The organism is Hymenobacter convexus, from assembly GCF_030580955.1.
In the GTDB taxonomy this organism is placed as follows: Bacteria; Bacteroidota; Bacteroidia; order Cytophagales; family Hymenobacteraceae; genus Hymenobacter.
The window spans coordinates 13,543-27,032 of the sequence record NZ_JAUQON010000009.1 but is presented as its reverse complement, the minus strand read 5'-3'; the positions used below and the strand labels follow the sequence as shown (position 1 = coordinate 27,032).

Annotated in this window: 8 protein-coding genes and 1 other RNA gene; 4 read left to right on the top strand and 5 right to left on the bottom strand. The window is 58.4% G+C overall.

The window, feature by feature from the left end:
• Positions 1-12 precede the first annotated feature (12 nt).
• From Q4S41_RS18145 to ssrA, 5 genes are all read right to left on the bottom strand, one after another.
• A complete protein-coding gene (locus tag Q4S41_RS18145; RefSeq protein WP_305032553.1) occupies positions 13-999 on the bottom strand; it encodes an FAD binding domain-containing protein in 987 nt (328 codons plus the stop codon).
• 33 nt (positions 1,000-1,032) lie between these two features.
• Positions 1,033-1,656: a (2Fe-2S)-binding protein gene (locus Q4S41_RS18140; protein WP_305032552.1), complete on the bottom strand. Its 624-nt coding sequence runs from the start codon at positions 1,654-1,656 to the stop codon at positions 1,033-1,035.
• 392 nt (positions 1,657-2,048) lie between these two features.
• Positions 2,049-2,951 carry a helix-turn-helix domain-containing protein gene (locus tag Q4S41_RS18135; protein WP_305032551.1) on the bottom strand — a complete coding sequence of 301 codons (903 nt, stop codon included), beginning with the start codon at positions 2,949-2,951 and terminating at the stop codon, positions 2,049-2,051.
• A 149-nt stretch (positions 2,952-3,100) separates the two neighbouring features.
• On the bottom strand, positions 3,101-3,952 hold the full coding sequence (locus Q4S41_RS18130; protein WP_305032550.1) for an aldo/keto reductase: 852 nt from the start codon (positions 3,950-3,952) through the stop codon (positions 3,101-3,103).
• Positions 3,953-4,681: 729 nt separating this feature from the next.
• Positions 4,682-5,054, bottom strand: a transfer-messenger RNA (tmRNA) gene (gene ssrA / locus Q4S41_RS18125).
• A 333-nt stretch (positions 5,055-5,387) separates the two neighbouring features.
• Between ssrA and Q4S41_RS18120 the strand changes: the two genes are divergently transcribed.
• The 4 genes from Q4S41_RS18120 (at position 5,388) to Q4S41_RS18105 (ending at position 13,489) form a co-directional block, all read left to right on the top strand.
• Positions 5,388-7,511: a DNA polymerase III subunit gamma/tau gene (locus Q4S41_RS18120; RefSeq protein ID WP_305032549.1), complete on the top strand. Its 2,124-nt coding sequence runs from the start codon at positions 5,388-5,390 to the stop codon at positions 7,509-7,511.
• A gap of 332 nt (positions 7,512-7,843) precedes the next feature.
• Positions 7,844-10,855 carry a M16 family metallopeptidase gene (locus Q4S41_RS18115; RefSeq protein ID WP_305032548.1) on the top strand — a complete coding sequence of 1,004 codons (3,012 nt, stop codon included), beginning with the start codon at positions 7,844-7,846 and terminating at the stop codon, positions 10,853-10,855.
• A 140-nt stretch (positions 10,856-10,995) separates the two neighbouring features.
• Positions 10,996-12,261: an NADP-dependent isocitrate dehydrogenase gene (gene icd / locus Q4S41_RS18110; protein ID WP_305032547.1), complete on the top strand. Its 1,266-nt coding sequence runs from the start codon at positions 10,996-10,998 to the stop codon at positions 12,259-12,261.
• Between the two features lie 859 nt (positions 12,262-13,120).
• On the top strand, positions 13,121-13,489 hold the full coding sequence (locus tag Q4S41_RS18105; protein ID WP_305032546.1) for a hypothetical protein: 369 nt from the start codon (positions 13,121-13,123) through the stop codon (positions 13,487-13,489).
• Position 13,490 lies beyond the last annotated feature (1 nt).

The following is a 13,490-nucleotide window of genomic DNA, read 5'->3' as shown; positions in this document are numbered from 1 at the left end:
CGGGTCTGTGAATTAGGTGGCGGCCACTTGCTGCAACGCCCGCACCAGCGTGTTCTGCGCCAGCTCCACCTTGTAGCGGTTGTGCTCCCGGGGCTGCGCGCCCTGCAAGGCCGCCGTCGCCGCGGCCCGAAACGTGGCCTCGGTGGCGGGCGCGCCGGTCAGCACTTTCTCCGCCTCGCGGCTGCGCCAGGGCTGCGCGCCCACGCCGCCCAGCGCCACGCGGGCCGCGCGAATAGTACCACCCTGCACATCCAGCCCTACGGCAGCCGACGCCAGCGCGTAGGCGTAGCTGCTCCGCTCGCGCACCTTTAGGTAGGCCGAGCGTCGGGCATGGGCGGCGGACGGAATCGTGGCGGCTACAATCATCTCGCCCGGCTCCAGCACGGTTTCTTTCTGGGGCGTTTTGCCCGGCAATAAGTAGAATTCGGTAACCGGCACGCGGCGCTGCTTGCCCTTCTGGTTTTCCAGGGTCAGCACCGCATCAAAAGCCGCCAGGGCCACCGACAAGTCGCCGGGATAGGCGTTGGCAATGCATCTCTCGCTCACCCCCAGAATGGCCAGGTTGTGGTGGTCGCCTTCCAGCGCGGGGCAGCCCGAGCCCGGCACGCGCTTGTTGCACGGAAACGCCGCGTCGCGGAAGTAGCCGCAGCGCGTGCGCTGCAAAATGTTGCCCCCGATACTGGCCATGTTGCGCAGCTGCGGCGAGGCCGCCAGCAGCAACGCCTGCGACACGGCCGGGTACTGCTGCACCACCAGGGCATTTTCGCCCACGTCGCTCATGCGCTCCATCGCCCCAATGCGCAAGCCGTCGCTGGTTTGCTCGATGCCTTTGAAGGGCAGCAGGTTGATGTCGGCCAGCTGCGGCGGCTCCGCCAGATTGGCCTTCATCAAATCCAGCAGCGTGGTGCCACCCGCCAGGTAGGCCGCGCTGGGCTGGTCTTTCAGGAGACTAGTAGCCTCCTTGGCTGAGGTGGCCTGGGTGTAGCTGAAATCGTTCATCTTCGTAGACTCGGGAATAGGGGGATGAAACGCTTAAGCTTTGTCGGCCACTTCGCGCACGGCGGCCAGAATGTTGGCGTAGGCCCCGCAGCGGCAGAGGTTGCCGCTCATCCATTCGCGGCACTGGTCGTCGGTTTTGGCGTGGCCTTCCTGCACGCAGGCCACCCCGCTCAAAATCTGGCCCGGCGTGCAGTAGCCGCACTGGAAGCCGTCGTGCTTCAAAAACGCCGCCTGCATCGGGTGCAGCTCGTCGCCTTTGGCCAGGCCTTCGATGGTCGTAATCTCCTTGCCCTGGGCGGTGATGGCCAGCGTGAGGCAGCTGTTGACGCGCTTGCCATCAACCAGCACCGTGCAGGCCCCGCACTGGCCGTGGTCGCAGCCCTTTTTGGTGCCGGTCAAGTCCAGCCGCTCGCGCAGCGCGTCGAGCAGCGTCACGCGCGGCTCGGCCTGCACGGTGCGGGGCTGGCCGTTGATGCGCAGTGTGAGCGTGGTGGCACCGGTCACAGTCTTGGAATAAGCCGTCAGGCGCTCGGCTTGGCCGGCCAGCGGGGCCGCCAGCGCAAAGCCGAAAATGCCGCCGGCCTGCTTCATAAACGTGCGACGCGAGTCGTCGGCGGGCGGCGGTGTATCGGCGGGAGGGAACAGGTCAGACGACATAGTGAAGGAGATAACGGGAAGAAAGACGACCAAAAAGCACCAGGACCGAGGCTGGCCGGGAACAGGGTGGAGGGCACACCTGGCATCTAATGCAAGCAGCCCAGGGCACAAGTACACTTGGCTGCTTATGCAGCATCAATCCGGCTGGTAAGCCAGCCAAAAAGTGAGCGTTCCATGAATATACTGAGCAGAAAGAGGGAAGTTGCCCGTCTCTCTGCTTCAGCCCCTGATTGTTTGAAACGATAACTAATCTGTTTGATTAGTATACTCGTTGGCCTTATTACCAAGTGGTTGCGATGGGGTGGCAAGCGCGAAATAGCGCGCGGCATTGGCACCAAATTAAGGAGCGGAATAAACCCTCAACTACTTGGCATTACTCACCTAAAAAGGTCTCAGGTATCTCGCCGAAAGGTGAGCGGGGTAGTACCGGTATGCTTCTTGAAGAAGATGTTGAAATACGTGGGGTACTCGAAGCCCAGGCTGTAGGCAATTTCGGCCGTACTCCACGAGGTGTGGTGCAGCAGGGCCTTGGCCTCGCCAATGACTCGCTCGGCAATGTGCACGGAGGTGGGCTTGCCGGTCACTTCCTTCACGGCCCGGTTCAGGTGGTTGACGTGCATGCCCAGCTGGTTGGCAAAATCCTGCGCGGTTTTCAGCGCCATTGCCTGGTTGGGGCTTTCTACCGGGAACTGCCGCTCCAGCAACTCCTGAAACAGGCTGGTAATCCGGGAAGAGGCGTTTTTGTGCTGCACGAAGCTTTCCGTGGGCTGCATGCGCAGCGCCTCGTGAATGAGCAGTTGCAGGTAGGTGCGAATCAAGTCGCCTTTGTACAGGTATTCCGTGCTTTGCTCGGCCAGAATTTTCTGGAAGATGCCCCGCGCATACGCCGTTTGTTCCTCGCTCAGGTGGAAAATGGGCGTGCCGCCGACCTTAAACAACGGCGACTGTTGCAGGCTTTCTGACCGGTCGTTCTCGCGCATGTACCCTTCGGTGAACAGACACGAATAGCCCTTCAGAAAGGGTTCGTGCAGTTCGATGGAGTACGGAATGTGCGGGTTGGCAAACATCAGGCACGTGCCGTTGAGCTCGATGCTGCGGTCGGCGTAGTGCACGGTGCAGTGGCTGGTCACCAGCGCCACCTTGTAGAAATCGCGGCGGCGGTATGAGAGGCTGGGATTCACTGCCGTGTCCACCTCGTAGGCCTTGAAACCCTTCAGCTTCAATTCCTGGGCCGTGATGGCCTGGTGGGAGTTGACCGCTTGGGCCGGTACGGCAGGAGCTACTTGAGGATTCATGGGAATAGTACGCAGATGCTGGCCGACAGGTCTTTGGCTCGAGGAAGGGAGAAAGGAAAACAGTGCCATCGGCCGGGCTAGAACCAGGTGTGGAACGCGGCAGCGTTTACGAATAAATACTGCCGCGTCGAGGGCCGTCAAACACCAGGCTATTCGTGGATTTTTCGCTCGCTAATCCACTTCACCATCTTGGGGTCGCGGTGGTCGAAAAAGAGACTGGCCTTGGTGTCGAGCGTCGCGATGGCCTGCATGTCCTCGGCGCTCAGCTCAAAGTCGAGGCTGTTGAAGTTCTCGGCCATGCGCTCGGGCTTCACCGACTTCGGGATGGCCACCACGCCGCGCTGGGTGAGCCAGCGCAGCACCACCTGCGCCACCGTCTTCTGATATTTTGCCCCAATACGGGTCAGCAACTCGTTGTGGAATAGGTCATTTTTGCCCTCGGCAAAGGGTCCCCAGGCCTCAATCTGTACCTTATTTTCGGCCATGAACTGCTGCTCCTCCACCTGCTGGTGGAAGGGGTGGGTTTCCACCTGGTTCACCGCCGGCACCACTTCGTTGTGCACAATCAGGTCGATGAGGCGGTCGGGCGCGAAATTGCTCACGCCGATAGCCTTGATGCGGCCGGCTTTGTAGAGCTCTTCCATGGCCCGCCACGCGCCGTGCACGTCGCCGTAGGGCTGGTGAATGAGGTAGAGGTCGAGATAATCGAGCCCGAGCTTTTGCAGGGACGTTTCAAACGCCTGCCTGGCACCTTCGTAGCTGGCGTCCTGCACCCACAGCTTGGTGGTGATGAACAGTTCCTCCCGCGGCACGCCGCTGCGCTTAAGGGCTTTGCCCACGGCTTCCTCGTTCATATAAGAAGCAGCCGTGTCAATCAGCCGGTAGCCCACCTTGATAGCTTCGACGACGCTGTTTTCGCACTCGGCCGGGTCAGGCACCTGGAACACGCCAAAACCCAGAATGGGCATCTTCACCCCGTTGTTCAATTCAACAGTCTGCATAGTTTTTTACTTAATGAGAGATGACTAAAAGTCTTTAATGGGCAGCTAGCCATCGAATAGGCCTACCTGATTGCAGTCCCCGAGGTTACCGTTCATCCTCGCCAGACCCAGGCAAATCTGCTTGCACGATTGTCTTAACTAACTGCCTCCGATTTGCCCTACAAAGGTCCGGCAGTCCTGTTCGTCCCCAAAAAAGGAATCAAACGAATCAGTATACTTTTCAAACAGTCTGTGAAGCGAGAGGGCGCCAGCGAAAGCAATACGTACTTAGCTGCCAGGCTTGCGGAAACAACTTGTTGCACAGACCGATTGGCTAGCCCCCTTTTGCCTGGCCCTTATTCTTCCAAGCTGGCCTGACGGCTTACTTAAACATGGCTGGTGCCTTTTGTGCCACTCACAAGCACAATTTCCAGAAGTTGGCAACTGCGACTTCTGGGCAAAATTTTACCTGAAACCGATGGTTGAGCTTGGCATCAACTGCGTGATGCAGGTTCCCCTTCAAAATCTTGTTCCTCAAGGCTACTGCCACGGCGCACAGGTTTAGCGTACCAGGTCGTATTTTTTGTTGGTTGGCGCAACCGCCGTGTACCTGTCGTTGACTGAAACCAGGATATTATAAGGAAAATGCCATCGCGAGTCGTACAGTATCGAGCAGGACGTGACGGCGTGTCCCATATACCGTCCCATGAAAACCGAAAAACCCCGTCTGCGCAATGCAAACGGGGTTTAAAGTGGAGATGCAGGGATTCGAACCCTGGTCCAGACAAGGAAATCAACGTGCTTTCTACGTGCGTATCTATGCTTGGATTTTCATGGCGGTACAGGCGCACATCAGGCCTTTGCACCGCCCCTAGCTGCAGTTGGGTTTCGCCTCCAGGTCACAGCTCCCCAAAGGCTATTTTCTACTTACGACGCTCCGAACTCCCAGGTGTAGAAACTTACCCGGGCGGAACGATGGCAATTACCTAATTCTGAACTAGGCAGCCATGGCGTACGAATAGTCGCCAGTTGTTTTTTGATAGATTTTTTGACAGGAGAGCTTCCATCAACTCCTGGCACGCTTACCCGCAATTTGCGCAAGCTGTCAATTCCGGTCATCCCCAAATGGTAAAGAACGAGTCCCGAACGGCCGGTTAGGGCCAGGCGGGCCGCGAAGGTACGCGGTGAAGTTGAAACGGCAGGGCAGGAGGGAAGGTTTCCGGCGGTTTGTGTGTTTGATGGGTGGGCAGAATTGGAGCGTCGGAATAAAAAGAACAGTCATGCTGAGCGCAGCCGAAGCATCTCTACCGCTTCGTTGCAAGCAGTGAATTACTTACGTGGTAGAGATGCTTCGGCTGCGCTCAGCATGACGTTCCGTTAATATTTCGATAAGCCAAACCCATCCCCGCCCACTTCCAAAGCCGCCCGTTTCTGGGTAACTTTGTAGATAGAACTTATGGATAATTTCGTCGTTTCGGCCCGCAAGTACCGTCCTTCCACGTTTCGCAGCGTGGTGGGGCAGCAGCACGTCACCACCACGCTGCAGAATGCCATTCAGAGCCATCACCTGGCCCAGGCGTTCCTGTTCTGCGGCCCGCGCGGGGTGGGCAAAACCACCTGCGCCCGCATCCTGGCCAAAACCATCAACTGCACCAACCTCACGGCCGAAACCGAGGCCTGCGGCACCTGCGCCTCCTGCGTAGCCTTCCAGGAAAACGCCTCGTTCAACGTGCACGAGCTGGATGCGGCCTCCAACAACTCGGTCGAAGACATCCGCTCGCTGGTGGAGCAGGTGCGCTACGCCCCACAGGCCGGCAAGTACAAAATCTACATCATCGACGAGGTGCACATGCTCTCGAATGCGGCCTTCAACGCGTTTCTGAAGACGCTTGAGGAGCCGCCGAGCTACGCCATTTTCATCCTCGCCACCACCGAGCGCCATAAGATTATTCCCACCATCCTGTCGCGCTGCCAGATTTTCGATTTCAGCCGCATCCGCGTCGAGGACATGCGCGGGCACCTGCGCTACGTGGCCACCCAGGAAGGCATCACGGCCGAAGACGACGCCCTGCACCTGCTGGCCCAGAAGGCCGACGGCGGCCTGCGGGACGCCCTGTCGATGTTCGACCAAATGGTGACCTTCGGCGGCAACAACCTCACCTACAAGGAGGTGGTGCAAAACCTGCACATCCTCGACTACGACTACTACTTCCGCCTCGTCGACAGCCTGCTCACCGAGAACCTCTCGGCCGCGCTGCTGCTGCTCGATGAGGTGATGCAGAACGGCTTCGACCTGCACAACTTCGTGGTAGGCACCGCCGAGCACCTGCGCGGCCTGCTCGTCTGCAAAGATGCCGTGACGGTGCAGCTGCTGGAAGTGTCCGAGGGCATTCGGCTGAAATACGTGCAGCAGGCCCAGGCCGCGCCGCTGGCTTTCCTGCTCTCGGCCCTCAACCTCATCAGCCAGTGCGACCGCGAGTTCAAGCAAGCCAAAAACCAGCGCCTCCACGTCGAGCTGGCACTTATGAAGCTGGCTTATCTGAACGGGGCCGTGCAGTTCGTCCGCGAGCTTGCCCCCGCCAACGGCGAGGCTAAAAAAAAAACTAGCAGCCTAAGCGCCGACGAAACCTCAGTTGCCACTGTGCCGAGCAGCAACGGCAGCAGCAATGGTAACGGCTTCAACAGCAATAATGGCCACGGTCAGGTACAGGCCGCGCCAGCAGTTCCGGCACCAACCGTCGCCCAAGTAGCCCCAACTCCGGCAGTTTCTCACGCCGCCCCCGCGGCCTATGCTACTGAGTCGCCAGCCGCCGCCTACACGGCCGCACCGCGCCCGGCCGTTGCACCCGCACCGCTACCTATGCCGGCCGGCGCGCCCGTGGCCACCGGCCCCGCCCCAGCCGACGGCCCCGACCCACTGCCCGTCGAAAACGGCGTGGAAGAGCTGCACGACACGCCCAGCATCGAGGACGACCCCGCCGCGGCCATCACCGAGCGCCACCAGATGCGCGACACGCTGCCGCACGTCGAAATCGGTGTGCCCAGCTTCGAGGGCATCGAGCCCGCGCCGCGCGCTACGCCGCAGGCGGCTTTTGCCAAAATCCCCAGCCTCGCCAGCAAGCTGCCCAGCCTCAAGAACATGAGCGCCCGGGCCGCTACCGGCCCATCGACCGCAGCCTTGGCCGAGCCGGTAGCTGCCAGCGGCCCGCAGGCGCCCACCGACCCCGCGCTGCTCCAGCGCGTGTGGAAAGAGCTGGCCGAAGAGCGCCGCGCCCAAGACCGCATGAGCGAATTCTGGGTCCTGAACCGACCCATCTCGGCAAACGACGAACACCACATCGAGCTGGCCGTCGACAACCCCATCCAGGTCGACCAGTTCAACGAAATGCGGGTGGAATTCCTGGCCGACCTGCGCCGCCGCACCGGCAACCCGCGCCTCAACGTGCAGCCCGTGGTGACGGAGGCCGCGCCCACCGCCCGCAAGCTCTACACATCCTCCGACAAGTTTGAGTACCTGGCCGAGCGGTTCCCTGCCCTGCGCGAGGCCAAGCAGCGCCTGGGGCTGGAAAACGAGTTTTAAGCAGAAGGCAGAACGATGTAGAGACGCGACACTTCGCGTCTATCCGTTGAACGACCAGCGTCTGAGTGGGAACCCCGGCAGTGCGAGCGCCGAGACGCGAAGTGTCGCGTCTCTACATCGTTCTCAGCTTAAAGAAGGCGGAGTTCGCTGCCAGGCATGACAGAAGCAGTGCAACTGTCACGCTTAAACCGGGTTTTTGACGTGTTAAATACCGCAAACGTTTGGGGACAAGTGCGCTGCTCAATCTGAGCTGTAGTTGAAGGGGGTACAACCTTGCAAGATAACACGAAATTTTGTTTTTTATTCCCCTATCAGCCAGCTACCTTTGTTTTTTGAAACCCCTATTGCACCCGCCTGCGCCCTTCGTGAAAAAGAATTTTCTGCTGTTGATTCCGGCCCTGGCGGTGTTGGGTGTTGCCACGCAATGTCAATCGAGTAAGCCGGTTGCGACTGCCACGACTGCCCCCGCCGCCGCTACCGCCGCTACACCGGCGGCCCCTAAAGAATACCGCTACGAATCGGTGCCCGGCGACCCGCTGGGCGTCCGCATTTATAAGCTAGATAACGGCCTAACGGTTTATCTGTCTGATTATAAAGATGCGCCCCGCATCCAGACTTACCTGGCCGTGCGCGCCGGCTCCAAAAACGACCCTGCCACTGCCACCGGCCTCGCGCACTACCTCGAGCACATGGTGTTCAAAGGCACTTCGCAGCTGGGCACGCAGGACTGGGCGAAGGAAAAGGTGGAGCTGGATAAGATTGAGGCGCTCTACGAAGTGTACCGCGGCCAGCGCAACGACCCCGCCGCCCGCAAGCGCACCTACCACCAGATTGACTCGATTTCGGGCGTAGCCGCGCGCTACGCCGTGCCGAACGAGTACGACAAGGTGATGGGTGCCATCGGCGCGAAAGGCTCCAACGCCCACACCTCGAACGAGGAAACGGTGTACCAGGAAGACATTCCCAGCAACCAGCTGGAGAAGTGGGCCGCCATCCAGGCCGAGCGCCTGCGCGAGATGGTGCCGCGCCTGTTCCACACCGAGCTGGAGGCCGTGTACGAGGAGAAGAATCGGGGCCTGGACTCCGATTTTAACAAGGAGTTTGAGGCACTGAATGCGGCGCTCTACCCCACGCACCCCTACGGCACGCAGACGACCATCGGCACGATTGAGCACCTGCAAAACCCGTCCATCACCGAGATTAAGAAGTATTTCGGCCAGTACTACGTGCCGAACAATGTGGCCTTGTGCCTGAGTGGCGACCTGGATTTCGACCAGACCATCCGGGTTATCGACAAGTATTTCGGCGCCATGCCGAGCAAGCCGGTGCCGGCCTTTAACGCGCCGGTAGAAGCGCCGCTGACGGCTCCAATTACTAAGGAAATCCTTGGGCCGCAGTCGGAAAACGTGATGCTGGGCTACCGCCTGCCGGGCAAGGCCTCGAATGACGGCGTGCGGCTGCGCATGCTCGATAAAATCCTGACCAACGGCCAGGCTGGCCTCATCGACCTCGACCTGAACCAGCAGCAGAAGGTGCTGGAAGCCGCCTCGTTCACCGACCTCAACGACGATTACTCCACGCACGTCATCTACGGCACGCCGCGCCAGGGGCAGAAGCTGGAAGAAGTGAAGGCGCTGCTGCTGGGCGAGTTGGACAAAGTCAAAAAGGGTAACTTCCCCGACTGGCTGATTCCCGCCATCATCAACAACGAGAAGCTGACGCGCACCAAGAGCTACGAAAGCAACGAGGCCCGCGCCAGCGCCATGTACGAGGCCTTTATCGAGCGCATCGACTGGAAGGATTACCTGCAGCAGCAGGATGATTTCGGCAAAATCACGAAGGCCGAAATCGTGAAATTTGCCAACGACAACTACGGTCCGAATGTCGTGACCGTGTTCAAGCGCACCGGCGTCGACCCCAACAAGGTGAAGGTGGTAAAGCCCGCCATTACGCCCGTGCCGGCCAACCGCGACGTGGCTTCGGCCTATTACAAGCAGCTCACGGCCATGCCGAGCACGGAGCTGCAGCCGGTGTTTGTGGATTACAAAAAGGATATTCAGGAAACGGAAATTAAGCCGGGCCTGCTGCTGTACTACACGCACAACGCCGAAAACGGCCTGTTCAACCTGTCCTACGTCTTCGACCTGGGCAAGAACAACGACCCGCGCTGGAGCCTCGCCACCGACTACCTGCAGTACCTCGGCACCGGCAACTATACGGCCGCGCAGCTGCAACAGGAGTTCTACAAGCTGGGCTGCTCCTTCAACGTGAGCAGCGGCCCCGACCGCATTTTCGTCACCCTCAACGGCCTCGACACCAACCTGGAACCCGCGCTCAAGCTGTTCGAACAGCTAATGGCTGCGCCCAAGCCGGATGCCGTGGCGCTGAAGGATATGGTGGCCGGCGTGCTCAAGCAGCGCCAGGATGCCAAGCTCGAAAAGCGCGTGATTCTGAATCAGGCGATGGTGAACTACGTAAAGTACGGCCCGAAAAACCCCTTCACGAACATCCTGAGCGAGAAAGAGCTGAAAGCAGTAAAGCCCGAGCAGCTCACGGCGCTGCTGAAGAAACTGCCGACGTACCAGCACCGCGTGCTCTACTATGGGCCGCGTGCCCAGGATGCGACGGTGACGGTTATCAAAACCGAGCACCGCACGCCTGCCAAGCTTACGCCCGCGCCAGCTTCCAAAGACTTCACTGAGCAACCTTTGAAGGATAAAAAGGTCTATTGGGTAGACTATAACATGGTGCAGGCCGAAATCCTGTTCCTGACCAAAGGCGACTTGTATAGCAAGGAGCTGGCCCCCACGGTGGCGCTCTACAACGAGTACTTCGGCGGTGGCATGGGCAGCATCGTGTTCCAGGACTTGCGCGAGAGCAAGGCACTGGCCTACTCGGCCTACTCCGGCTACAACAACGCTGACAAGCTGGGCCGCTCCAATTACAACTTGAGCTACATCGGCACCCAGAGCGATAAGCTGCCCGAGGCCATGGCCGGCATGGAGGCCCTCCTCACCGACATGCCGGTGGCCGAAGCCAACCTGGAAATTGCCAAAAACGCCATCCGCAACAGCATCAGCACCGAGCGCATCACCAAGGGCGACATCCTGATGAGCTACGAGCGCGCCAAGCGCTTGGGCCTCGATTACGATATCCGCCGCGACGTGTATGCCAGCACCCAGAAGATGACTTTCGATGAGTTGAAGAAGTTTCAGCTGGCCAAGGTGCACGGTCAGAACCAGGTTATTCTGGTGATTGGCTCGAAGGACCGGCTCAATTTCAAGGAGTTGGCCAAATACGGCCAAGTGCAGCAGCTCACGCTGAAAGAGATTTTCGGGTACTAGCACAATCTGACGATTGTCATGCTGAGCGCAGCGAAGCACCTTATCCCGTCTGCGCTTAGCTGAATTTTACTTACCACACCTAGCGCGATAAGGTCCTTCGCTGCGCTCAGGATGACAGATTTATATAACACACGACCCACATGGCAGAGCAAAAAATCACCATTAAAAACGGCAAGCTGACCGTTCCGGACAAACCCACCATTCCCTTCATCGAGGGCGACGGAATTGGGCCGGACATCTGGCGCGCCTCCAAGCTGGTGTTCGACGCCGCGGTGGAAAAAGCCTACGGCGGCAAAAAGCAGCTGGTGTGGAAAGAAGTGCTGGCCGGTGAGAAAGCCTACAAAGCCACCAACAACTGGCTGCCCAACGAAACCCTCGATGCCTTCCGCGATTACCTCGTGGGCATCAAAGGCCCGCTGACCACGCCCGTGGGCGGCGGCATCCGCTCGCTCAACGTGGCCCTGCGCCAGGAACTGGACCTTTATGCCTGCGTGCGCCCCGTGCGCTACTACGACGGCGTGCCCTCGCCCGTGAAGCACCCGGAGTTGACGGATATGGTCATCTTCCGCGAAAACACGGAGGACATCTACGCCGGCATCGAGTACATGAACGGCACGCCCCAGGCCCAGAAAATGCTCGAATTCCTGCAGGACGAGATGGGCGTGAAGAAAATCCGCTTCCCCGAGTCGTCCTCGTTCGGCATCAAGCCCGTGAGCAAGGAAGGCACCGAGCGCCTCGTGCGCGCCGCCATCAAATACGCGCTGGACAACAAGAAGCCGTCGGTGACCATCGTGCACAAGGGCAACATCATGAAGTTCACCGAAGGCGCCTTCAAAACCTGGGGCTACGAGCTGGCCGAAAAGGAATTCGGCGCCAAGGTGTTCACCTGGGCCCAGTACGATAAAATCGTGGCCAAGCAGGGCGTGCAGGTGGCCGACGCGCTGCAAAAGCAGGCCGTGGAGCAGGGCAAGCTCATCGTGAAGGACAGCATCGCCGATGCCTTCCTGCAGCAGATTCTGCTGCGCCCTTCGGAATACTCGGTGGTAGCTACCCTGAACCTGAACGGCGACTACATCTCCGACGCGCTGGCCGCCATCGTGGGCGGCATCGGCATCGCGCCGGGCGCCAACATCAACTACACCACCGGCCACGCCATCTTCGAAGCCACCCACGGCACGGCCCCCAAATACGCCAACCAAGACAAGGTGAACCCCGGCTCGGTTATCCTCTCCGGCGTGATGATGCTCGAGTACATGGGCTGGAAAGAAGCCGCCGCCCTCATCAACAAAGGCCTCGAAGCCGCCATCGCCAGCAAGCGCGTCACCTACGACTTCGAACGCCAGATGGAAGGCGCCACCCTCCTCAAAACGAGCGAATTCGGCCAGGAGATTATTAAGAATATGTAGTAGCTTGGCCGCTGCCTAAGCACCAATATAAACCCCCGCGTCGGCTGCAAGGCTGGCGCGGGGGTTTTGTCTACTAGCGACATTATGAGACGAAATAATTATTTGCTCACCGGCTGGATTTTATTATTAATTGTAATTATAGTTAGTCTGTATTTCTACTTGTTTCACTTTGAAGCTACACTCTATTTTGTAGCCACTTTATCTTCATGGAAAGGAGACTTATCCCATATGAGCCCACAGGATGAATATGAATTGTATGATAAAATAATTCCTTATAAACTGCCTGTCTTTTTCACTCAGTTTGCTCTAATCATCTCGTTATTTATTTACACTAAAATTGTTCGCCAACATTTTAATTTAGTTTTTATCAAAGTAATTTACTGGGTGACACTTCTGTTGATTATTCTATTTTCGCTATTAACACTAGTAATGCCAATCATACCGTATGGAGGAATGGTTGGATAGAGATAATAAAAGGACTTTCAGGGACACACTCTGATTGGATTTGTAGTAGTGTAACCCCAGGCAATTTTGCCGCCCGCCGCGTAGTTAAGCTAAAGACGCTCTAGTCACCCCTAGCCATGACTAAAGCTTAAATCCTCGAGACCGTCCAGCAACTGCCCGACAACTTCGAGTTGGAAGAGCTATTTGAGCGCCTGCTGTTCATTCAGCAGGCGGAGCAGGCCACCAAAACGATGTTGTGCTTTCGAGAGATGCCTAGAGGTGGTTCTATTACAGCGGGCAGTTAGGCGCGGCTTAATGCACCAACTGGCGTGCGTCGGTAAAGGCTTGATTCTGCCAAACCGCTTTCCTTTCTTTGCATACTTAGCTCCGCTCCACCACCGCTCATTTCGCACCCATGCGCATCACCGGCAAAGGTTTCTGGCTTCTGATTTTGGTTTCAGCTTGCATGCTGCTTAGCTCCTGGCTGCCGGCCCACTACAAGCTGTGGTTCGTGAGCGAAACGGGCAACGTCGGGCACAGCCAAACACTAAACATGCTGATGATTCTGCTGCTGTTTGGGCGGTGGAAACACGCGCGCACTCTTGCCATGTTCGTGAATGGGCTTCAGTTTTTGTTTGGCGCGCTCATTCTTTATACCTCCTGGAAATGGGGAAATCCCTGGCTGGGCTACAGCCTCACCACCCTATTGCATTTCGTGGTGCTCAAGGTGCTGAACGACTCCCGCGCCGTGCGGGAGTTTATGGAGGACAAGCAACTCGCTTAGC